We start from the raw sequence: 22,992 nt of genomic DNA on the forward strand, positions 1-22,992 counted from the left end.
CTTTTAAATAAGTTAGCCTCCTATACCTTTTGTTTTCGTGTATCCTTCCCTGACAAGCAGTTCCATGACCTTAGTCTTGAAATCCCCTTGTATGATGATTTCTCCGTCTTTAGCTGAACCACCTACTCCGCATTTACTTTTCAGCAGCTTGCCCAGTTCCTTCAAGTCGTTCTCCGTACCGACAAATCCGGTAATTAATGTTACCACTTTACCACCCCGGTTTTTCTTGTCAATGGAAACTCGGAGGTTTTGTTTGTCTTTATCGAGAGTGACCTGTTCTTCGTCATTATCCATTTCGTAGCCAAAATCAGGGTTCGTGGAATACACCACATTCAGCCTGTCTTTCCAATCGTTCTTTTTCATGCTTCTTCTTTTTATTTCTTCCCAAAAGTATCAAACTTATGGAAAAGAGCAAAATTTGCATTGGTTTTCATTGTTTTGTTTAATCTCTATTAAGGTTTTGCGATATTGGGTTGTCAGTCTCAAAAAATAATGTACTTTTGCAAAATACCAAATTATGTAAGAAGTATGAGCACTTATATACCAAAAGAGGCGGATAAAGTGCCGGAGCCTACCTTGCGCAGACTTCCCTGGTATCTGTCTAATATAAAACTGATGAAAGAAAAAGGAGAACAATACGTTTCTTCTACACAAATCTCTAAGGAAATAAATATTGACGCATCCCAAATCGCCAAAGATTTGTCGTACGTCAATATATCGGGGCGTACGAGAGTGGGGTATAACATTGACGCACTGATTGAGGTATTAGAGAGCTTTCTAGGATTTACCAATATGCATAAAGCCTTCTTGTTTGGTGTAGGTAGTCTGGGGGCCGCTTTGCTCCGGGACTCGGGTTTGCATCATTTCGGACTGGAGATTGTGGCAGCTTTTGATGTCAACCCCGAATTGGTGGGAAAAGACCTGAATGGCATTCCTATTTTTCATTCTGATGATTTCGAAACAAAGATGAAAGAATATGACGTGAATATCGGTGTGCTGACAGTACCTATTAATATAGCTCAGGAAATTACAAATAAAATGGTAGACGGAGGTATAAAGGCGGTATGGAATTTTACTCCGTTCCGTATTCGCGTACCGGAGAATATTGTGGTGCAGAATACTTCCCTTTATGCCCACTTGGCTGTAATGTTTAACCGATTGAACTTTAACGAGAAATAAATGAAGATTATTGCAGTAGGAATGAACTACGCCCGGCACAACAAAGAACTGGGACATACACAGATAAATACGGAACCGGTGATTTTTATGAAGCCCGATTCCGCTATCCTGAAAGATAGTAAACCCTTTTTCATTCCCGATTTTTCTAACGAGATACATTATGAGACGGAACTGGTGGTCCGTATCAACCGGCTGGGGAAGAATATCGCTCCCCGTTTTGCTAACCGCTATTATGACGCAGTGACCGTAGGCATTGACTTTACTGCCCGTGACCTTCAACGGAAGTTCCGCGAGCAGGGCAACCCCTGGGAACTCTGCAAAGGCTTTGACTCATCGGCTGCTATTGGTACTTTTGTTCCGGTAGATCGCTATAAGGATATCCAGAACCTGAATTTTAATCTCCTGATTGACGGTAAGGAAGTGCAGAGTGGCTGTACGGCAGATATGCTTTTCAAGATAGACGATATCATTGCTTATGTCAGCCGTTTTGTGACGCTTAAAATCGGAGATCTCCTGTTTACGGGTACGCCTGCCGGTGTAGGTCCGGTCAGTATCGGACAGCATTTGCAGGGATATCTGGAAGGTGAGAAACTGCTGGATTTCTATATCCGCTGATTCATCCGTTCATCAAAAAAACATTTAGTATACAATTTATGAAAATAAGAGTAGGTTTTGGCTTCGATGTACATCAACTGGTCGAGGGGCGTGAGTTATGGTTGGGCGGTGTCCTTTTGGAGCATACGAAAGGGCTGTTGGGACATTCGGACGCCGACGTGCTGCTGCACGCTGTTTGCGACGCTTTATTGGGAGCGGCCAATATGCGTGATATCGGTTATCATTTCCCGGATACAGCCGGAGAGTTTAAAAATATTGATAGCAAGATTCTGTTGAAAAAGACTGTGGAACTGATTGCCGGCAAAGGATATAAGGTCGGCAATATTGACGCGACGATTTGTGCGGAACGTCCGAAGCTGAAGGCACATATCCCTTTGATGCAGGAGACGATGGCAACCGTAATGGGGATTGACGCAGATGATATCTCGATCAAAGCTACTACTACCGAGAAGCTTGGATTTACCGGTCGTGAAGAAGGTATCTCCGCTTATGCCACGGTACTGATAGAGAAGACTAATTAACCCCCTAAAATAAATAAAACATGATTAGAACTTTAAATTTCTGCTTAACACTGTTAGCTTTATTCTTAACTACTTTCTGTATGGCTCAAAAGAGCGAGTTGAAGTTTAATAAAGACGGTAAGTTTAAAATAGTACAATTTACCGATGTACATTTTAAATATGGCAATCCGGCCTCGGATGTAGCGTTGGAACGTATAAACCAGGTGCTTGATGCCGAACAACCGGATGTGGTAATTTTCACCGGTGATGTGATTTATTCCGCTCCGGCAGATTCCGGTATGTTGAAGGTTCTGGAGCAGGTGTCCAAACGTAAACTCCCTTTCGTTGTGACTTTTGGCAATCATGATGATGAACAAGGATTGACCCGGACGCAATTGTACGATATAATCCGTACCGTTCCGGGGAATTTAATGCCCGACCGGGGAACTGCTTTGTCACCGGATTATGTGCTGACAGTGAAGTCTTCTTCCGATCCTAAAAAAGATGCAGCTTTGCTTTATTGTATGGACAGCCATTCCTATTCACCGTTGAAAGACGTGAAAGGATATAACTGGCTTACGTTCGATCAGATAAATTGGTATCGCCAGCAAAGCGCAGCTTATAAAGCTCAGAACGGTGGCCAACCAGTGCCCGCTCTGGCCTTTTTCCATATTCCTCTGCCCGAATATCATGAAGCTGTCCGTGACGAAAATGCAGCTCTGCGGGGTACTCGAATGGAAGAGGCTTGTTCGCCGAGAATAAACACGGGAATGTTTGCCGCTATGAAAGAAGCGGGAGATGTAATGGGAGTATTTGTCGGACACGACCACGATAATGATTACGCGGTCATGTGGAAAAACATCCTATTGGCTTACGGGCGTTATACCGGTGGGAACACTGTGTATAACCATTTGCCGAACGGCGCCCGTATCATCGTATTGGATGAAGGCGCCCGTACATTTACTTCCTGGATCCGTCAGAAAGACGGCATCGTGGATAAAGTCTCTTATCCGGCAAGCTTTGTCAAGGACGATTGGACTAAACGTTGAGGTTGGCAAACTTCACATGACTAAGGCGTGTATATTTAGAACCATAGCTTTCGTATCGGCGTGACACTTTCGCCGATTCGATGTAGATAATCTCTCCCAGTCGGTATTCATGTTCTATCCCGGATAGAGTACATGATACTGCACTGGGATTTTTAGATGGAATACTCATAACAGCCAAGTTGCCGCTTGCATCGGTCAGTGTGAGTATCTGTTTGACAAAAAACTGTGGGGTGGTTCCGTTTACTCTTGTCTTGTACGGGTCATCTTCCAGCCGCACACGGGTCACTTTCAGTTTCAAGTCTGTCAGTTTCTCTCCCAGCTCTCCCAGATACCGGCTTGACGAACGTTTCTCTCTCGATTTTCTCTGCATTATATCCAGGTGTATGGAGTGATACGCCTGTGCTATTTTGACGAAACGTTCCTGTTTGGGAATCTTTGGAGTAAACTTATAGGCTATCCAACTTAAATAGGAAGGGTCTATTTTTAGGATTTCATGCAGGAAGTGTCCGCGATATTTCCCGAAGAAGATCAGATCGTCACCATTACTCTGCATTCTTTTCTCATTATAATCCACAAGAATAAGGCAGCGTTTCGAGTAATAGAACATCGTACTGGCCACTCGGAGAGACTCGTTAATATCCGGTGACAGATCATGTATGTAAAGAATCGACTGTTTTTCGGGCAGGGGAGAATAGAGCCAAAGGGAATAGTTTGGTTTCCCCGGTCGGGGTAACACCACCAAGTAAACACCCTCCTCTTTGAAAGAGGCTCTGCCTCGGTTGTATTCATTCAGTTTGGCATACAATAAGGCTTGCTCGTTCTCGGAAATGCCCGGTAATCTGGGGTTAGCCATAATTGTTCTCGCTTTTGGTATATTTCAAATATAGGCAATTTTATTCAGAAAAGCAACTTCTTTTTTATAAAATCACTTCAATTAAGTATCGTTTTGAGGAAAGACAGCTTCACTAGTAAAAGTTATACATACATTTTACCCTCATACTTTCATAGATAGCCTTAATCCCTTTATTCATCATGGTTACAGGTATGAGGGTAACTATGAGGGTAAGGTGAGGGTAACTTTTACCCTCATAGCGTGTCTGGTCTTGATTTTGGTTGACTGGCTATACTACACAATTCTCCTATATACTATACATTAGTGCTTAGGTTTTCTTCTGTAAACTCTCAATGTTCTTCAAAAACTCACATAAGTTAGCAAAATTGTTTACGTATGTTAGCTTATTTGTTTACTGATGATAGCTTATTTATTCACAGTAGTGAGCTCTTGATGATTTCTAAGGAAAAACATATAAACAGTTTGAGGTTGTGCGAGGAGTTGACCCGTTGTTGGACGAGGAAGCGCTTCGAGTAGTAAAAGGAATTCCAGGAAAATGGGTACCTGGTAGAGAAAAAGGGAAGAAAGTCCCGGTGTCATATACTATCCCGGTTAGTTTCCGACTGAGTGGGGAAAATAATTCTTCCTCTTCAAATGAAGGACTGAAGGTGAATAAGAATATAAAGGCGTCTTTGGAAGGAGTCTGGCAAATTTGTACTCATGTGGAACCTTTAGGATACGGAAAGTTTGATATCCAAACCGGACCTTATATGAAAATATTATCATCGGATAAGAACTTTTTCAATATACATTTAGCAATAACGGATGAGAGAGCTGTTATAACGGCAATGGGAACTTATACTCAAACATCTGACTGTACTTATGTTGAAAAAATCTTTAAATCGATAACTGATCCGGAACTAACAGGAGCAGATAGTAAACTGAAATTTGAATTTATTTCGGAGAATCTGTTACAGATTAGTTATCAATTACCTGGTCGCCCGTTGCCGAGTAAAGAAATTTGGGTTCGGGTTATTCAGCCGAATTTGAAGCAACCTGAATTGTTTCCTCAAACTTTATGACAACTAGCAGTTTGTGAAAAGATATAGTAACAAATAATATTTCAGAAGAACAAGAAAATAGTATTCTCTACATCTATGATGTTTCGTTCGCAATAAATTTATATTCTCCGAAGAATCCCGTATATTTGTTGCCATATAATTTTCAGAATTCGGATGAAAGAACGAAATAAAAGAGTATTAGTCGGAATGAGCGGCGGTATTGACAGTACCGCCACTTGTCTGATGTTACAGGAGCGAGGATACGAAATAGTAGGAGTAACCATGCGTGTATGGGGCGACGAGCCGCAAGACGCCAGAGAGCTGGCTGCGCAAATGGGGATTGAACATTATGTGGCGGATGAGCGTATCCCTTTCAAAGAGACGATCGTAAAGAATTTCATAGACGAGTATAAGCAAGGACGTACGCCGAATCCGTGTGTGATGTGTAACCCTTTATTTAAGTTTCGTGTCCTGACGGAGTGGGCGGACAAGCTGGGTTGTGCCTGGGTTGCTACCGGACATTATTCCCGCTTGGAAGAGAGAAACGGGGATATTTATATAGTAGCCGGAGATGATGACAAGAAAGACCAGTCTTATTTTCTTTGGCAACTGGGGCAGGATGTATTGAGGCGTTGTATTTTCCCTTTGGGGGATTATACGAAAGTGAAAGTACGCGAATACCTTGCTGATAAAGGCTACGAAGCCAAGTCCAAAGAAGGAGAGAGTATGGAAGTCTGCTTTATTAAAGGTGATTACCGTGACTTCCTTCGTGAACAGTGCCCGGAACTGGATAACGAAATAGGACCAGGGTGGTTTGTCAATTCCGAAGGAGTGAAGTTGGGGCAGCATAAAGGTGCGCCCTATTATACGATCGGTCAGCGAAAAGGCCTGGAGATTGCGTTGGGCAAACCGGCTTATGTGTTGAAAATCAATCCGCAGAAAAATACGGTAATGCTTGGCGATGCCGAACAGTTGCGGACGGATTATATGCTGACGGAGCAAGATAAGATTGTGGATGAACGGGAATTGTTCCAATGCGAGAATCTGACGGTAAGGATTCGTTATCGAAGCCGTCCGTTGCCTTGCCGGGTGAAGCGGTTGGCGGATGGACGACTGTTGGTGCGATTTCTTGAAACGGCCTCGGCTATTGCCCCCGGACAATCTGCTGTGTTCTATGACGGAAGGCGGGTACTGGGCGGAGCTTTTATTGCTTCGCAACGAGGAATCGGATTGGTGATTTTGGAGAACGAAGGATTTTGATTGATTAAAACAAAGATAACTTATGAAGAAACTTGTATTATTGGTTTTTGCCTTGAATATTTGTTTGGGTACTTTTGCGCAATTCACGCCGGGGGATACCCTGAAGTATCGTATTAGTCTGAAAGACAAAGCGGCTACGGACTACTCTTTGCAAAAGCCTGAGATGTATTTATCCAAGAAATCTATTGAACGGAGAAAAAGACAGGGATTGGAGATAGATTCTACTGACCTGCCGGTATGTAAGAAATATGTGGATGCGATACGCAAGAAAGGCGTTCATGTGCTTGTTACAGGAAAGTGGGATAATTTCGTCACTGTTTCCTGTAATGACAGTATGTTGATTGCTGAAATAGCCGGGTTACCCTTCGTCCGTTCCACGGAGAGAGTTTGGAGAGGTGTCGCCAAACGAGCTTCTGAGAGAGATTCATTGATTAATAAACCTTTACGTACGGACAGCCTTTACGGTCCCGCAATTACTCAAATAAAGATGAGCCATGCGGACCGTCTCCATGAAGCAGGCTTCAAGGGGCAGGGGATGACGATTGCTGTTATTGATGCCGGATTTCATAATGTTGACAAGATAGAGGCAATGAAAAATATCAATATTCTGGGTACTCGTGACTTCGTGAATCCGGAAGCCGATATCTATGCAGAGAGCAGTCACGGAATGTCCGTGCTTTCCTGTATGGCAATGAATCAGCCGAATGTGATGATTGGTACGGCTCCCGAGGCCTCTTATTGGTTGCTTCGCAGTGAGGACGAGTATTCGGAGAATTTGGTGGAACAGGATTACTGGGCGGCAGCTATCGAATTTGCCGATAGTGTCGGAGTGGATTTGGTAAATACGTCTCTCGGGTATTATTCATTTGATGACCCGACGAAGAATTACCGCTATCGTGATTTGAACGGACATTATGCATTGATGTCCCGTGAGGCGGCGAAGGCGGCAGATAAGGGAATCGTTGTAGTATGCAGTGCGGGAAACTCCGGGTCCGGTTCGTGGAAGAAGATTACGCCTCCGGGAGATGCGGAGAATGTGATAACCGTAGGTGCGGTGAACAAATATGGAGTTCTGGCTCCGTTCTCTTCTGTTGGGAATACGGCCGACGGACGGGTGAAGCCGGATGTTGTTGCCGTAGGTCTGGGTTCGGATGTAATGGGAACGGACGGTAATTTGCGCCATGCTAACGGAACTTCCTTTTCTTCTCCGATTATGTGCGGAATGGTGGCTTGTCTGTGGCAGGCTTGTCCGGAGCTGACTGCAAAAGAGATTATCGAACTGGTACGCCGGTCGGGCGACCGGGCAGTTTTCCCCGATAATATATATGGATACGGCATTCCTGATTTGTGGAAAGCTTATCAATCTACGGTAAACACTCGCCGTTGATTATGGACTCGCTTTCTCTTTTAGAACTGAATGCGCTTGTTCGCCGCAGCCTGGAGCAGTGCTTGCCCGATGAATATTGGATACAGGCGGAGCTGAGTGACGTTCGTTCCAATACGACGGGACATTGCTATCTGGAATTCATACAAAAGGATCCGCGTAGCAATAGTCTCGTAGCCAAGGCACGCGGTATGATCTGGAATAATATTTACCGTCTGCTGAAACCTTATTTTGAGGAATCTACCGGACAGCTGTTCACTTCGGGAATAAAAGTGCTGGTCAAGGTGACCGTGCAATTTCATGAACTCTACGGGTATAGTCTGACGGTACTCGATATCGACCCCACTTATACCTTGGGAGATATGGCGCGTCGCCGTCGTGAGATACTGCTGCAACTGGAAGAAGAAGGAGTACTGACGTTGAACAAAGAGCTGGAAATGCCGGTTCTTCCCCAACGTATTGCAGTTGTTTCTTCAGCTACGGCAGCCGGCTACGGCGACTTCTGTCATCAACTGAAACATAATTCCGGTGGCTTCTTCTTTTACACGGAGCTATTTCCGGCTTTGATGCAAGGTAATCAGGTGGAAGAATCCGTTTTGGCCGCCTTGGATTGTATCAATACCCGTATAAGCGAGTTTGATGTAGTCGTGATTATCCGGGGCGGAGGAGCTGCTTCCGATTTATCCGGATTTGATACTTACCTGCTGGCAGCAGCCTGTGCGCAGTTCCCGTTACCTGTCATAACCGGTATCGGACATGAGCGTGACGACACCGTGCTCGATTCCGTGGCGCATACTCGTGTAAAGACTCCGACTGCCGCAGCCGAACTCTTAATTCAACGGGTAGGAGAGGCGGCGGAACGTCTTGAAGAATTGTCCGCCCGTCTTCAGCAAGGAGCTTATACTTTGCTGGAACAGGAGCAGAGAAGGCTGGTTACAATGCAAGCCCGTATTCCTGCACTTGTTCATCGGAAGCTGTCCGAAGCCCGTTTTACCCTGCTGACAGCCCAGAAGGACTTGTCGCAGGTGACGCAAAACTTGCTGTCCCGTCAGCGGTACCGGCTGGAACTATTGCAACAGCGCGTTGCGGATAACTCTCCCGAAAAGTTACTCAGCCGGGGGTATAGCATCACGCTAAAGGATGGGAAAGCGGTAACCGACGCATCTTTACTGCAGCCGGGCGATCAGTTGACCACCCGGCTTCTGAAAGGAGAAGTGCAGTCCACCGTCCGGTAGCGAACGTTCCGAACCCGGTATATTTAGAGTTTTATTATCAACCATTAAATACATATCACTGTGGCAGCAAAAAAAGAAACATACTCCGGCGCTATGGAGCGTCTCGAAAAGATTGTCAGGCAGATAGACAATAATGAATTGGATATCGACATCTTGAGCGAAAAAATCAAAGAAGCCAATGAAATTATTGCCTTTTGCACCGAAAAACTGACGAAAGCGGATCGCGAAGTCGAAAAATTATTGCAAGAAAAGCAACAGTCTGAAGAATAAAGGTTATTTTTGCAATTCAATGCATAAGAAAATAAACTAATACGTTACAATATGAAAGAAATAGACTGGGCGAATCTGTCGTTTGGATACATGAGGACAGATTACAATGTGAGAATCAATTTCCGCAATGGTAAGTGGGGTGAACTGGAAGTCAGCAGTGAAGAATATCTTAACTTGCACATGGCGGCTACTTGTTTGCACTATGGTCAGGAAGCATTTGAAGGACTGAAAGCATTCCGTGGAAAAGACGGAAAAGTGCGTATCTTCCGTCTGGAAGAAAATGCGGCGCGTCTGCAATCTACCTGCCAGGGAATCCTTATGGCGGAGCTTCCTACCGAACGTTTTAAAGAAGCTATCCTGAAAGTTGTGAAACTGAACGAACGTTTTATCCCTCCTTATGAGACAGGTGCTTCTCTTTATATCCGTCCGTTATTGATTGGAACAAGTGCTCAGGTGGGTGTGCATCCGGCTGACGAATATATGTTTGTGGTATTTGTGACTCCCGTGGGACCGTACTTTAAGGGTGGTTTCTCTACCAATCCTTACGTAATCATTCGTGAATTCGACCGTGCCGCTCCTCATGGAACTGGTATTTACAAGGTGGGTGGTAACTATGCAGCCAGTCTTCGTGCCAACAAGAAAGCACATGACTTGGGGTACTCTTGCGAGTTCTATCTCGATGCAAAAGAAAAGAAATATATCGATGAATGTGGTGCTGCCAATTTCTTCGGTATTAAAGATAATACGTATATCACGCCGAAATCAACTTCTATCCTGCCTTCTATCACTAATAAGAGCTTGATGCAGTTGGCGGAAGATATGGGAATTAAAGTCGAACGCCGCCCGATTCCGGAAGAAGAACTGGCTACGTTCGAAGAAGCCGGTGCTTGCGGTACGGCTGCCGTTATCAGTCCGATTGAACGTATTGATGATCTGGAGAATGGCAAATCATACGTTATCTCCAAGGATGGAAAGCCGGGACCGATTTGTACGAAATTGTACAACAAGCTGCGGGGTATCCAGTACGGTGATGAACCGGATACGCATGGTTGGGTGACAATTGTCGAATAGTACTATCTTTCGCCACAGAGAACACAAAGGACACGGAGCCTTATAATTCATTTATAATCTCTGTGTCCTTTGTGTTCTCTGTGGTGAGAAACTTATAAAGATTGAATGGGAAAGAATAAATTAGAGAAGTTTGCCGATATGGCGAGTTATCCGCATGTGTTCGAATATCCGTATTCGGCAGTGGATAATGTGCCTTTTGACATGAAGGGAAATTGGCACAAGGAGTTTTTCAAGAACGATCATCCGATTGTGCTCGAACTGGGCTGTGGACGGGGAGAATATACGGTCGGTCTGGGGAAGATGTTTCCTGAAAAGAACTTTATTGCGGTAGATATTAAAGGAGCCCGTATGTGGACGGGGGCAACGGAGTCGTTGCAGGCCGGAATGAAGAATGTGGCATTCCTGCGCACGAACATTGAAATCATCGAACGGTTCTTTGCCGAAGGCGAAGTGAGCGAGATATGGCTTACGTTCTCCGACCCGCAAATGAAGAAGGCGACCAAGCGGCTTACTTCGACCTATTTTATGGAACGGTATCGGAAGTTCCTCAAACCGAACGGTATCATTCACCTGAAGACGGACAGTAACTTTATGTTCACTTATACAAAGTATATGATAGAAACGAACGGGCTTCCGGTGGAGTTTATGACGGAGGATTTATATCATTCGGATCTGGTAGACGATATTCTTGGTATCAAGACCTACTATGAACAACAATGGCTCGACCGGGGTTTAAATATCAAGTATATCAAATTCCGCCTTCCGCAAGAAGGACAGTTGAAGGAACCGGATGTGGAAATTGAACTGGATTCATACCGCAGTTATAATCGTAGTAAGCGGAGTGGATTGCAGACTAGTAAATAAAGAATAATTGAGTGGAACGTTCGACGTTCCGCTCTCAACTCTGAATGAATTATGACACTTTATCCTAAATTAATATTGGATGCACTGGCTACGGTGCGTTATCCCGGTACGGGAAAGAATCTGGTGGAAGCGGAGATGGTTGCTGATAATCTCCGGATTGATGGTATGTCAGTCAGTTTCTCATTGATATTTGAGAAGCCGACCGATCCGTTTATGAAATCTATGGTGAAGGCTGCCGAAACAGCTATTCATACTTATGTGTCGCCTGATGTGCAAGTTACGGTTGCGACGGAAAGCAAGCAGGCTGCCCGTCCGGAAGTAGGAAAGCTGCTTCCGCAGGTGAAGAATATCATCGGTATATCTTCCGGTAAGGGTGGGGTAGGCAAATCTACCGTCTCGGCGAATCTGGCAGTTGCTTTGGCAAAATTGGGTTATAAGGTCGGTTTGCTTGATGCGGATATCTTCGGACCATCTATGCCGAAAATGTTTCAGGTGGAGGACGCGCGTCCGTATGCCGAACGTATTGACGGTCGCGACTTGATTATTCCTGTTGAGAAATACGGTGTGAAGTTATTGTCTATCGGCTTCTTTGTCGACCCCGATCAGGCTACGTTGTGGCGTGGTGGAATGGCTAGCAATGCGCTGAAACAGTTGATTGGCGATGCTTCTTGGGGTGAACTGGATTATTTCCTGATTGACCTTCCTCCGGGCACGAGTGATATTCATTTGACTGTCGTGCAGACGTTGGCTATGACAGGCGCTATTGTTGTCAGCACTCCGCAGGCGGTAGCTTTAGCGGATGCCCGTAAGGGAATCAATATGTTCACTAATGATAAGGTGAATGTGCCTATTCTCGGATTAGTTGAGAATATGGCTTGGTTTACTCCTGCTGAACTTCCGGATAATAAATACTATATCTTCGGTAAGGAAGGAGCCAAGAAGTTGGCGGAGGAGATGAATGTTCCTTTGCTGGGACAGATTCCTATTGTGCAGAGTATTTGCGAAGGAGGAGACAATGGTACGCCTGTTGCACTGGATGAAGATTCGGTGACTGGTCGTGCTTTCTTGTCGTTGGCTGCCAGTGTGGTGCGTCAGGTTGATCGGCGGAACGTAGAAATGGCTCCGACACAGATTGTTGAGATGCATAAATAAGCAAGACGGACAGAGATTGAATCGCTTGTGATGACGACAAGCTTCCGTAATCGTATAAAAACGCCTCCATAGTTTTCGAAAAGACTATGGAGGCGTTTCCTATGATCAAGGTGATGTACTTTACGATTACTTCTTTAAAGCTTTCATCAGTTGCTTTTTCATCGTGTCTGTACCTGGGAATCCCGTTTGCTTGAAGGTTGTATTTCCTTCTGCATCTATTACGAAATAAGTAGGAACTCCGCCGATTTTAAACGTAGACATCAGATACGCCCATTGATCATTTGTTACGCGGAAATGTTCTCCGTGAATATCGGGGATCATATTCTCCCAAGTGCCTTTCGGAGAGGTTTCTCCTGTGATATACAGGTAAAGAATGTCTTCGTCTTTCAGTTCTTCTTTCATGGGGATCATAGCCTTGTTGGCCATTCGGCACGGTCCGCACCAAGTTGCCCAGAAGTCAACCAGCAGTACGTGTCCGCGGAATTTGGAGATGATAGTCGAAAAGAGTTCTTCGTTTGTTACTTTCCCGATTTCATTGATTTTATATCCGGTCTTTTGCTTGTTCAGTTCTATCTTCTTGAGTAGTTTATCATTAAGGACCGTCAACAACTGTTTGTAGGCAGGAGAAGGCAGGGCTTCAAGGACTGCTTTCTGTTCGGCAGTCAATGGTGTGAAATCTTCTATGGAGCGATAGCACTTGTATGCTTCTCCCATTTGAAACAAGATTCCTTGGTTGGTACCCAACTTCTCTTCCATAAGATCTTTTCTGGAACTGAATATTCCTGCTCCGTATGCAAATTCCGGGGCATACAAATCTACCGGCTCATTGAGTGTAAAATCTTTGAGTACATCAAGATAATCGACTGGAAATTCTATTTTGGTATTTGTGTAATACTCTTTAGTCTGTTCTCTGTTTAATTTCTGACTGACAACATGGGCACGCATGATAATGTCTTTTCCCATAAATAATCCGATAGCTGTGGTAATATCCGTATTGGCTTTCAGAATTTCTTTGGCAGCAGAACTGAGAGGAGCTTCATCTATCTGTTTGTAGGTGTTAAGACGTTTCTCTAAAAAGTAATCTTTTAGTCCGTTTATATCTTTTCCGGCTACATCTTTGACAATCTTGCTCGGGTTGTCAACCAAGTTACTTGGAATAGAATTGTCTGATAACTCTTGTTGAAGGTCAGCCAGATAACCTCCATAATAAGCTTTTTTGCCATAGGGCTTGTTGTCTTTCTGGAGATGTGATTGTTGGCGTGAACACTCGGCTGTGTTAACGATGATAGTACTTTCTTTTCCAGGAGCCAGCAAGCAAGGAATTTGTGCAAAGGGGAAAACAAGGGTGGCAGGAGTTACGGTAATAACATCTGTCTGAACCTGAAAACTTCCGTCTTCCTTGATAGTTACTTCTTCGGCATAATTTAACCACCTGATCGGGTCGTTTAAACGTAACTGTCCGGAGCTTGGCATATCTTTTTGATACCCTGTCACTTGTCCTTTTAATGTTGCTTTTCCATACGCAAATTCAGGTACCGGCAGTTCTGCCTTTTTGTTTATCTTATGAATAACGGCTCCTTTGGGTAATGCAGACTTACGGAAATCTTTTTCATTCAACTGTATTCCCCATATTTTGTATGCTCCGTCAAAATCTCCTTCTGAGAAATCCAGACTTGTTACGTTTGCTGGTATGGGTGGGAAAAGTAACTGAAATTCTGCCTCACCGGATTCAGGCATCCAGAATTCTTTGTCCAATGTGATGCCTACACCTTTGCGGATCGGGTATAAGGCCCCTTTTTCATCTTTGAGGAAACTGCCACTGGCTATTTTTATCCAGTATTTCGGACGATAAAATGCTTTGATGTATACAGTGGTAACTGTGTCACTCATGACAATTTTGTCAACTTCAATATTTGAAGAGCTCCAAGCTAGAAAAGGTGGGCGCTCGATAACTCTGTCTTTGGCTTGTACGGTGCAAACTACGCAGAGTATCAAACCCATAATCCATGAGAATCTTTTCATACGAATAGTGTTTATTTCGAACAAATATAACGATATTTTTGTGACTATCCTCAAAAAAGTAGAAAAAGATGTATCTTTTTTCCGATACCGATGAACGCCTTATCTCCCCCGGTATGGGGGAGGAGGCGCGGCACCGGGGAAATGTTTATTGTAATTTGAAAACTATCGGAAGGGTATATTCTACTGCAATGGCTTGTCCGCCTTGTTGTCCGGGTTCCCATTTGGGCATAGTGCTCACTACACGGATCGCCTCTGCATCAAGCAACGGAGATATGCTACGCAATACTTTTATATTGGATATGCTTCCGTCTTTACCGACAATCATTTGTAGGATGACTCTGCCTTGCTCCTTATTCTTTTGTGCAATAGTCGGATATTTGATGTTTCTGGCAAGATATTGCATCAGACCGGGTATTCCTCCGGGGAATTTAGGCATTACTTCCGCTACTTTGAGTGCTGTACCTGATTTTGCGTCTGTTGCGTTGGCATTAGAATCTTCTTTTGGACCATACGCTACTACAACTACTTCTTCCAGATCAGCTTGTTTTATTTCTTTTCCCTTTGAAGGAGCTGGACCTTGTAGCCTGAACATTACAGGAACTGAGAATCTGACATTTACATTTTCTCCTCTTTGTTTACCCGGTTTCCATTGGGGCATAGCGGCAATTACTCTTACAGCTTCCTTGTCAAGATAGGGATCTACGCTTCGGGCTACTTTTATGTCGGATATGTTTCCGTCTTTTTTAACAACGAAACTAACAATGACGCGTCCTTGTTTTCCGTTTTCATGAGCTGTTACAGGATATTTGATGTTTTTAGCTAAATATTGCATCAAGGCTTGTTGCCCTCCCGGAAATTCGGGCATTACTTCTACAACTTCAAATACCACAGAATCGGGTATACTCTTGCTTTGAGCGATAGGTGTTGACTTTGCGATTTCTTTTTTGGCCGGCAGAGCGACTGTTTGCTGAATTTCTTCACTTTGCAGTTCGGGGATATTTGCAATTTCCGGCTGAGGAGTGTTAACCTGTTCCATAACCTCTTTTGCAAATCTTTCTGTGGTACGGGCTACTACTTCGATGTTGCTGACAATCATCAACAGGGCAGCCAAGGGAAGAAACATGATATATTTTGTTCTTCCTATTTCTTTGGTTCTTCGTTTGTTCATCATTTTGATACGATTTTTAAGTGGTAAAACATTGAAACTATTTGATAAATTTGCTGCAGCCTTGTGATGAGCCAGTCCTAACAAGTGGTACTGGTATGATTTACTGTCATGTCCCGTCTCCAATACCCGGCTGTCTGCCATGTATTCGAGATTGCCTCTGACTTCCCGTTTCATAAGCCAGCTAAATGGATTGAACCAGCAGAATATGCACATTATTTCACTGATTAATACATCTATCGAGTGGTATTGACGGGCGTGAGTTTCTTCATGGGTGATTATCTCACTAATTTCAGAGTCGGTATGTGACTGTGGGTGTATGAATATCCAATGAAAAAAAGAGAACGGTCCTGCTTCTTTCTTTAATAGGTGTACACGCACTCCTTTCAATTGGCTTTTGGAACATTGAAAATGCAGTCGCATGATACTTCCTAGTTGAAGGAAGAAACGGGCGGTCAGTAGTAATACTCCGCTCCAATAGATAATGCCTGTGAGAAGTTTGATTAGCTCTTGCCAATTAATCTCTGTTTCTTGTGGAATGGTAACGACTTGTTCCGGAAGTATGATTGTTGCATAAAGATCTGCCATTGCTACCATTGGCTCGTGTGCTTTTATCCACCCTTCAATATTTAGTAAAGGGTAGAGCAAGGAAATGGCAAAAAAACATAACAAGGCTATCCGTCGCCAGTGAAAGAAGGTGTCTTTATGAAAGAACAACCGATAGAAGGCGTAGAACAAAGCAATTGCTACATTTATCTTTAGAAAATAGGCTAATTCCGGAGTCATAATGGATATCTTTTTACTATTAATTATCTTTTCCTTTTTCTATCAGTTCGATAATGTCTTTGAGATCATCAGTCGATAACTTTTGGTCTTTGGCAAAGAAAGAAACCATTTCTTTGTAGGAATTTTCAAAGTAATTACGAACTACGCTACTCATAAAGTGACGTTTGTATTCATTTTCTCGAATGGCAGGAGTGTATTGATAGGTATTTCCCACACGTTTTGATGTGACATACCCCTTTCGTTCGAGGTTTTTTACGATCGATGCTACCGTTGTATAAGGAGGAGCCGGTTGCGGATACTTCGCAACGATATCTTTTACGAAACAGCTTTGTAACTCCCAAACGTAGATCATTACTTCTTCTTCTTGTATTGTTAACTTTTCCATGGAGATGTTGTTTAATTACGATTACTTCGCAAATCTACGAATATTTCGTAATAAAGCAATAATTAGTCAGTTAATTATTGTAAATGTATGATTACTGCAATAATATTTTGATTAAGGAGTAATCGGAAAATTATTTAAGCATAAAAATTGGTTGGATAGGCGCTATTTTTGCCTAAATAATCACACTTTAATAACATTTGTGGAAAAAAGGTGTCATTGGAGACTTTTTTATATAAAATAAATGAAATATATTTGTGGCTGTAAAACAGACGTTAAATATGAAAGGTGCGTTTCGATACTGTTGATAAGGTACGGAAGATTCCCCGCACTTAGCGAAGAAGTTAATTAATAATGCCAACCAGAGGGAGGAGGAAGGTACACTAAAAAATAAATGATATGAAAAAAGGTTTGATTTTTGTGCTATTTGCACTTGTTTCTATCGTTTCTTATTCTCAGATTTCTTGGAATGCTAAGGTCGGTATGAACATGAGTAATTTCACCGGAGATTCTGACACTGACATGAGAGTTGGGTTTAATGTTGGTGTTGGTATGGAATATCAGTTTACTGATATGTGGTCTATTCAACCTTCTTTGATGTTCACCCAGAAAGGAGCTAAAATGGATGAGTTGAAAGCTAATCCTATGTATTTGGAAATTCCTGTAATGGCTGCTGCGAGATTTGCAATTGCTGACAATCAAAATATTGTGGTAAAAGCAGGCCCTTATTTTGGCTTTGGTATTGCTGGTAAATATAAAGCAGGGGGTGAAAAGATTGATTTCTTTAAAGACACTAAAGATGAAGACGGTGATATCTTAATGGAAGGTGCAAAGAAGTTCGATGCAGGTCTTGGTGTAGGTGTTGCTTATGAAATCAATAAATTCTTTATTGATTTGACTGGAGAATTTGGTTTGACTAAAATATATGATGGTGATGGTGCTCCGAAGAACATCAACTTCTCTATCGGTGTAGGTTACAAATTCTAATAGAATTATACTCTCTTTATAATATCTCTGAAAATCCTTCGCCTTATACTCTCTTTGGGCGGGGGATTTTTTTATGGGTTTCTCCTTATAAAAAGAAAAACGGCGTATCCTCCTTATAAAAGGGGGCGCCGTTACTATCTCTCTCTTTTGTTGTTTCAATCAGTTATTTATCTGCTTTGATAAATTCTCTTTCTCTTTTAATTCTTTATATCTTTCTATTGCATGTTTACGACTCATAAGTATTTGCCAACGATATACCCAGCAAGTAGTTAAGAAATAAAAGCCTGCTTGTAACCATAAAGCTTTATATTCAAAGGCAACTTCACTTAGCGTAGCTCCCATATTGTTGATTTTCACAAAACCATTAATCCCGAAAGTAGAGGGGAAAATATAGGAGACGTATTTCCAGAATGGAGGGATTGCGGCCCCCGGCCATGAAATTCCGGAAATAAACAACAAGGGAACGGATGTGAAGACAAAGATCAGCATACACGTTTCTCGGTTGCGAATGGCGATCGAGGCCGTCATTGCAAAGAAGATGCAAGCTGTCAGGTAAGGAACCACAAATAATACTAATGAACTGGGCTGTCCTATTTGGTTGAGGCTGAATAGTCTTGGTACGACATATAGTACATAAAAAGCTACCAATATATAAACCAGAAAATAACTTAGTCCTTTACCGAGTACAATTCGTAATGTTCCGTTGTAATGCCTGTTGATAGGTACAAGGTCTTTGAAACGGTTGTTTTCGCGGGCTGTTCCGGCAGCAAGGCCGATTCCCAGCAGTAATGTCTGTTGGATAATCAATACTAGGACGGCAGGAATCAGAAAGGCAGCGAATCCGGCAGTCGGATTGAAGATCGAGATTTCTTCATATTCTATCGGATAAGCAGTGATTTCATCTTGCCGGTCGGTAGTGTTTCCGCTACGTGCAATCTTGATGTCCTTGTTCATATCCAGTGAGACGGCGGTGTTGGCAATCAGCATGGATTTATAGTATAACAGTCCGCTCATGTCGCAGTAAATGCTGACTTGCGTCTGTTTTCCTTTGGCGATATTGTCACTAAAATCGGAAGGGATATAGATAATGCCATAGGCACGTCGGTTCTTCAACATCTGTTTAGCTTCTTCCATATCAGCACAGTAAGAGACGATTTGAATGTCCGGTGTGGCGTCCACTTTCCGGAGATATTCACGGCTGAGAGAGGAATGTGAGTCATCTACAACGACAGCCGGGACTTCGCGCACCACTTCGTTATCATAGATAAAGCTATATAACAAAGGATAACCCAATGGGACGAGTATAAAGAATATCAGTACCCCCTGGTCGCGGAAAGTAGTCTGAAACTCCCGTTTCCAGATATAAAACAGGTCGTTGATGCCTTGGGCTATCTTGTCTTTTAATTTTATATCTTTCATTTAGGGTATGTATTTATAGTAAACCAGTGCCTCCTTCAAGCGGTGAACCACAAAGAAGGGGAGCATCATAAATATTAATAGTGCCATGTAATTGCTCCAAGAGTAAGCCATGCTATATCCGTTGAGTGCCTGGTCGACATAGATTAGAAAATAATGACGCAATGGGAATAGGTTGCTGAGCGCCTGCAGTACAGGGTGCATTGCCATAACAGGGAATGAGAAGCCGGAAATGGAGAAAGAAATGACTCCCCACAAAGAGGCAAAACTTAATCCAAGCCGGAGAGTGGGTAATGTACCTATCATGACTATACCGCAACATTGCGATGCTAGTACAAGGCAAAGTGTGGCGAAAATCATAGGGAAGATACCACTATTGCATGGGAAATGGAGGAAACCGTATAAGTATACATTATAAAATATACCCATGATGAAAAAAACAACTGTATGTGGAAGCAGTTTCCCTGCCAGTGCAATGTAAATGGAGTTATTGCTCATGCGTAACCATTCACGGGCGGTACGGTCTTTGATTTCCACCCCGATAGAATAAACCGTTACCATAAATATAAGCAGCATAAGAACACCCGGTATCAATGTGTTGCATAGATATACAGAGTAGTTCAGCCATGGATTATTTAATGGATGCGTATCAATCACGATCGGTTGAAGAAACCCCATTGCCTGATCTTCCGTGGCGCCTTTTGCATAGAGTGTGGTTCGTGCGGCAGCACCGGCTGTCAGTTCTCCCAACATTTTCATATCCCTGAAAAGCAGGGAGCCTGCAATCAGATAAGAATAATTGGTATAGAAGGAAATTGTGGGTTGCCGTTGGCTTTGCGCTTCGGCGGACAGACCTTTCGGAATGTAGAAGAATCCGTAGATTTTCCCTTCCTGTACGGCAATACGTGCATCACTCACATTGCTGTAATGGGCGACGACACCTGTCTGCGAAAAAGCGTCCAGATTGCGCACGATGTTGCGGGAGGTAGATGAATCATCCATATCTACCACACCTGCCGGAAGATCTTTGGGAAGTCCCGAATCCATTAAAGTAGTGAAAAATACATAGCAGAACAATGGAGCTATCACCATGCAAAAGAGATATAGCGGACGTGATACTAACCTCCGGCACTCTCTTTGCATGACCTGCCACAATGCTATATATTTTTTTTCTCTCTCTTTCATGGTTACTTATCAATGATGACAGACATACCCGGACGAAGATTTTCTATTTTCTCCAGAGGGCTGGCTTTCACTTCGAATGTTTTCAGGTCGAACTGGCCGGTTGTTTTGGTTGCCTTCCAAGCAGCGTAAGTACCTAAATCTTTCAGATAATATACTTTCAGTTTGATGGCTTTATTGTCAAGTGCAGGTACAACAGCTTCAAATTCTGTTCCCATAGTCAGGTTCTTGAGCAAGTCTTCACGTACGTTGAACGTTACCCACATATCGTTGAGTTCGGCGATATTCATAATCGGTGCGCCTGTACCTACCAGTTCGCCTACTTTGGGAAATATCTCCGATACTTCTCCCGAAGCAGGAGCGATCAGATACGTCTCCTTAATATAAGATTCAACTTCGGCAACAGCTCCTTTTGCCCGGTTAACCAGTGCTTCCGCAGCCATTTTGTCCTCACGTTCGGCTCCGTTCTTAGCCATTGTATATTGTGCTTTCGCAGCTTTCTCAGTGGCAATGGCGGCGTCACGCTGTGCAGTAACTTCGTCCAGTTTTTGTGCGGGCATTACTCCTTGTTCATAAAGGTTCTTCACCCTCTTGTATGATTTTTCGGCAATGGTAACTCCTGCCTGTGCTTTTTGCCACATTTCATAAGCAGCCTGTATCTGTTCCTGACGGGCACCCTTGATTGCTTTTTCATTCTGCGCTTGTGCGGCAGCTTCCGCGGCACGCGCCTGTTCCATTTTGGCCACTACGTCCGGCGCTTCCAGGATAGCCAGTGTGTCACCGGCATTTATTTGTTGGCCTTCTTTCACGCGAAATTCCAATATACGTCCCGGAACTTTGCTTGAAACACGATATTCAGTAACTTCAGCCTGTCCTTGGATAATCTCAGGTCCTTTGCGAAGCATGAAAAAACCAACGACTGCAACGATTGCAATAACTCCCAGCAGGGTAAGGAATGCAAGCAGCATATTGCTGTTTTGTGATTTTGTAGTTGTCATATAATATGAGTTATTTAAGAGTTCCTAATGATTTCTTTAGATAGATTTCTGTTAATTTTACGTCTATTTGAGCGTCAATCTTTTCTGATTGGGCAGATAGCCAGGCTGTCTGGGCTTCAAGAACATTGCTGGTGGCAATGACTCCCTCTTTGAAGCCGAGTGTGGCGTAACGGAGATTTTCTTCCGCCTTTTCCATATTCTTGGTAGACATCACCAGCTTTTTACCTGCTTCATTTACTTTGAATGCAGCTTGATTGACTTGCAATTCTATTTTTTCTCTAGCGTCTTGAAGTTGGTATTGTGCGATACGTACTTCTGATTTGGCGGCTCTGGTTTTGTAAATACCTTCTCCCCAATGCCATATAGGTATCTGTACCATGACACCCACATTCCACATTCCTTTGAATTTGTTCTCGAAACTATTGAAGACAGAAGGATTGGTGACCATGTAATTCCCCATTAGTGCAATCGAAGGAAGATGTTCGGCACGGGTTACATTTACTTTTTGCTTGTAAATCTGTGTAGCCAGTTCGAGACTGCGTATCTCCGGACGATTTGCATAAGCGGTAGACATATCGAAATGAGTATCTGTTGTGAGTAACGGAATATCTTCCATATCTTCGTCCGCTAACGTAATGGGAGAGCTAAGATCAATGCCACATAGTTGACATAACAACATTCGGGCAAGGCTTAATCCGTCTTCCACTTTCGTTAGTGTCATTTCCGCTTCATTTACTTTTACCCGTACGGATAAACCGTCCGCTTTGGTTGCTACTCCTTCGGCAATCATCTTTTCCACATCGCTGTCCAGTTGCTGCAGAAGTTTCAGATATCCTTCCGCCAGTTTCTTTTTGTTTACCAGCGAAATAACCTGCCAGTAAGCCTGGTCAGTACTCATAATTACTTCCTGCATACCGCCTTGGTGCTGCTGCTGGGCTAACTCTTCGGCGTACTTTGTTATTTTGTTGTAGGCGCGGATCTTACCACCCATATAGAGAGGTTGGGTCAGTGTGATAGCACCGGCATATACATTTCTTGTATCTGTACGGAGGGCATCTACTAATGAATTTCCTACTTGATCGAGGGCAGGTAAAACGGCGCCGAGTTCTCCGCTTAATGAAGATATTAATGGAGCAAGTTCGGGATGTGCTGTTGCAATCTGTGTAGCAGCCTGTTGTATGGGACCTGCCAGATTAGTCCCTAATCCCGAAAGCGCAGCTTTCTGATCTTTATTTAATAGAGAAAACTCTTTTTGGTTTCTCATATAGGTCCCGGTTGCCGAGAAGTTGGGCAGGTAGTTGGTGAATGCTGCTTTTCTCTCATAGTGGGCCGCATTTATCTTTTCATTGCTAATCAACAAGTCTTTATTGTTGGCAAGGGCTAATGCGCGGCAACTATCCAGGCTTAGTAAAGTTTGCCCTTTTACTATAAAAGTCATACTTAGCAGTATTGTCAGAAGAAATAGCTTTTTCATCGCATCTTGCATATTAATAAGGTGATACTTCTATTTTAATAACCCGCTTCTTATGTAATTTGTTTATTGAAGTAGTCTGTTTTTTTGAACTTGTTATCACAAACAATA

General features: G+C 43.2%; 22 protein-coding genes and 1 pseudogene. 14 read left to right on the forward strand and 9 right to left on the reverse strand.

Annotated elements, in window-relative coordinates:
- Positions 1-12: 12 nt before the first annotated feature.
- Positions 13-363: a translation initiation factor gene (locus tag CGC64_RS06140; RefSeq protein ID WP_005679155.1), complete on the reverse strand. Its 351-nt coding sequence runs from the start codon at positions 361-363 to the stop codon at positions 13-15.
- Positions 364-528: 165 nt separating this feature from the next.
- Here CGC64_RS06140 and CGC64_RS06145 point away from each other — a divergent pair, with 165 nt between their 5' ends.
- From CGC64_RS06145 to CGC64_RS06160, 4 genes are all read left to right on the forward strand, one after another.
- Positions 529-1,179 carry a redox-sensing transcriptional repressor Rex gene (locus CGC64_RS06145; RefSeq protein WP_005679156.1) on the forward strand — a complete coding sequence of 217 codons (651 nt, stop codon included), beginning with the start codon at positions 529-531 and terminating at the stop codon, positions 1,177-1,179.
- Positions 1,180-1,794 carry a fumarylacetoacetate hydrolase family protein gene (locus tag CGC64_RS06150; protein WP_005679157.1) on the forward strand — a complete coding sequence of 205 codons (615 nt, stop codon included), beginning with the start codon at positions 1,180-1,182 and terminating at the stop codon, positions 1,792-1,794. It abuts the gene before it with no gap.
- A gap of 38 nt (positions 1,795-1,832) precedes the next feature.
- The gene (gene ispF, locus CGC64_RS06155; protein WP_005679158.1) at positions 1,833-2,315 is read left to right on the forward strand and encodes a 2-C-methyl-D-erythritol 2,4-cyclodiphosphate synthase; all 483 of its coding nucleotides are present in this window, start codon (positions 1,833-1,835) and stop codon (positions 2,313-2,315) included.
- An 80-nt stretch (positions 2,316-2,395) separates the two neighbouring features.
- Complete coding sequence (locus tag CGC64_RS06160; RefSeq protein ID WP_005679160.1) at positions 2,396-3,343, forward strand: metallophosphoesterase family protein; 948 nt, start codon at positions 2,396-2,398, stop codon at positions 3,341-3,343.
- Here the strand turns inward: CGC64_RS06160 and CGC64_RS06165 are convergent.
- Complete coding sequence (locus tag CGC64_RS06165; protein WP_005679161.1) at positions 3,333-4,196, reverse strand: exodeoxyribonuclease X C-terminal domain-containing protein; 864 nt, start codon at positions 4,194-4,196, stop codon at positions 3,333-3,335. The genes CGC64_RS06160 and CGC64_RS06165 overlap by 11 nt on opposite strands.
- A gap of 464 nt (positions 4,197-4,660) precedes the next feature.
- Here CGC64_RS06165 and CGC64_RS19235 point away from each other — a divergent pair.
- From CGC64_RS19235 to CGC64_RS06205, 9 genes and pseudogenes are all read left to right on the forward strand, one after another.
- Positions 4,661-4,789, forward strand: a pseudogene (locus CGC64_RS19235) (energy transducer TonB); the annotation flags it as partial.
- 54 nt (positions 4,790-4,843) lie between these two features.
- A complete protein-coding gene (locus CGC64_RS18790) occupies positions 4,844-5,257 on the forward strand; it encodes a DUF4488 domain-containing protein (protein ID WP_259323254.1) in 414 nt (137 codons plus the stop codon).
- 153 nt (positions 5,258-5,410) lie between these two features.
- On the forward strand, positions 5,411-6,496 hold the full coding sequence (gene mnmA / locus CGC64_RS06175) for a tRNA 2-thiouridine(34) synthase MnmA (RefSeq protein WP_005679163.1): 1,086 nt from the start codon (positions 5,411-5,413) through the stop codon (positions 6,494-6,496).
- A 22-nt stretch (positions 6,497-6,518) separates the two neighbouring features.
- Positions 6,519-7,883, forward strand: a complete 1,365-nt coding sequence (locus CGC64_RS06180; RefSeq protein WP_005679164.1) for a S8 family peptidase — start codon at positions 6,519-6,521, stop codon at positions 7,881-7,883.
- Positions 7,884-7,885: 2 nt separating this feature from the next.
- Positions 7,886-9,115: an exodeoxyribonuclease VII large subunit gene (gene xseA / locus CGC64_RS06185; RefSeq protein WP_005679165.1), complete on the forward strand. Its 1,230-nt coding sequence runs from the start codon at positions 7,886-7,888 to the stop codon at positions 9,113-9,115.
- Between the two features lie 60 nt (positions 9,116-9,175).
- Positions 9,176-9,385 (forward strand): exodeoxyribonuclease VII small subunit, encoded by a 210-nt coding sequence (gene xseB / locus CGC64_RS06190; protein WP_005679813.1) that lies wholly within the window; start codon positions 9,176-9,178, stop codon positions 9,383-9,385.
- A gap of 51 nt (positions 9,386-9,436) precedes the next feature.
- Positions 9,437-10,456, forward strand: a complete 1,020-nt coding sequence (locus CGC64_RS06195) for a branched-chain amino acid aminotransferase (RefSeq protein ID WP_005679167.1) — start codon at positions 9,437-9,439, stop codon at positions 10,454-10,456.
- Between the two features lie 105 nt (positions 10,457-10,561).
- Positions 10,562-11,320: a tRNA (guanosine(46)-N7)-methyltransferase TrmB gene (gene trmB, locus CGC64_RS06200; protein ID WP_005679168.1), complete on the forward strand. Its 759-nt coding sequence runs from the start codon at positions 10,562-10,564 to the stop codon at positions 11,318-11,320.
- Positions 11,321-11,371: 51 nt separating this feature from the next.
- Entirely contained in the window at positions 11,372-12,472 is a 1,101-nt protein-coding gene (locus tag CGC64_RS06205; RefSeq protein ID WP_005679169.1) for an Mrp/NBP35 family ATP-binding protein, read from the forward strand.
- A gap of 126 nt (positions 12,473-12,598) precedes the next feature.
- On the opposite strand, the gene CGC64_RS06210 is transcribed toward CGC64_RS06205, so the two are convergent.
- From CGC64_RS06210 to CGC64_RS06220, 3 genes are all read right to left on the reverse strand, one after another.
- Positions 12,599-14,494 carry a TlpA family protein disulfide reductase gene (locus tag CGC64_RS06210; protein ID WP_005679170.1) on the reverse strand — a complete coding sequence of 632 codons (1,896 nt, stop codon included), beginning with the start codon at positions 14,492-14,494 and terminating at the stop codon, positions 12,599-12,601.
- Positions 14,495-14,639: 145 nt separating this feature from the next.
- Positions 14,640-16,445, reverse strand: a complete 1,806-nt coding sequence (locus CGC64_RS06215; RefSeq protein ID WP_005679172.1) for a M56 family metallopeptidase — start codon at positions 16,443-16,445, stop codon at positions 14,640-14,642.
- 19 nt (positions 16,446-16,464) lie between these two features.
- On the reverse strand, positions 16,465-16,830 hold the full coding sequence (locus tag CGC64_RS06220; protein WP_005679174.1) for a BlaI/MecI/CopY family transcriptional regulator: 366 nt from the start codon (positions 16,828-16,830) through the stop codon (positions 16,465-16,467).
- A gap of 396 nt (positions 16,831-17,226) precedes the next feature.
- Between CGC64_RS06220 and CGC64_RS06230 the strand changes: the two genes are divergently transcribed.
- The gene (locus CGC64_RS06230; protein ID WP_005679175.1) at positions 17,227-17,814 is read left to right on the forward strand and encodes a porin family protein; all 588 of its coding nucleotides are present in this window, start codon (positions 17,227-17,229) and stop codon (positions 17,812-17,814) included.
- Between the two features lie 159 nt (positions 17,815-17,973).
- On the opposite strand, the gene CGC64_RS06235 is transcribed toward CGC64_RS06230, so the two are convergent.
- The 4 genes from CGC64_RS06235 to CGC64_RS06250 are packed head-to-tail and all read right to left on the reverse strand — an operon-like array spanning position 17,974 to position 22,884.
- Positions 17,974-19,233 carry an ABC transporter permease gene (locus CGC64_RS06235; protein ID WP_005679176.1) on the reverse strand — a complete coding sequence of 420 codons (1,260 nt, stop codon included), beginning with the start codon at positions 19,231-19,233 and terminating at the stop codon, positions 17,974-17,976.
- Positions 19,234-20,415 carry an ABC transporter permease gene (locus CGC64_RS06240; RefSeq protein ID WP_005679177.1) on the reverse strand — a complete coding sequence of 394 codons (1,182 nt, stop codon included), beginning with the start codon at positions 20,413-20,415 and terminating at the stop codon, positions 19,234-19,236.
- 2 nt (positions 20,416-20,417) lie between these two features.
- A complete protein-coding gene (locus CGC64_RS06245) occupies positions 20,418-21,410 on the reverse strand; it encodes an HlyD family secretion protein (protein ID WP_005679178.1) in 993 nt (330 codons plus the stop codon).
- Positions 21,411-21,420: 10 nt separating this feature from the next.
- Complete coding sequence (locus CGC64_RS06250) at positions 21,421-22,884, reverse strand: TolC family protein (protein ID WP_005679817.1); 1,464 nt, start codon at positions 22,882-22,884, stop codon at positions 21,421-21,423.
- Positions 22,885-22,992: the final 108 nt, after the last annotated feature.

Source organism: Bacteroides caccae, from assembly GCF_002222615.2.
GTDB lineage: Bacteria > Bacteroidota > Bacteroidia > Bacteroidales > Bacteroidaceae > Bacteroides > Bacteroides caccae.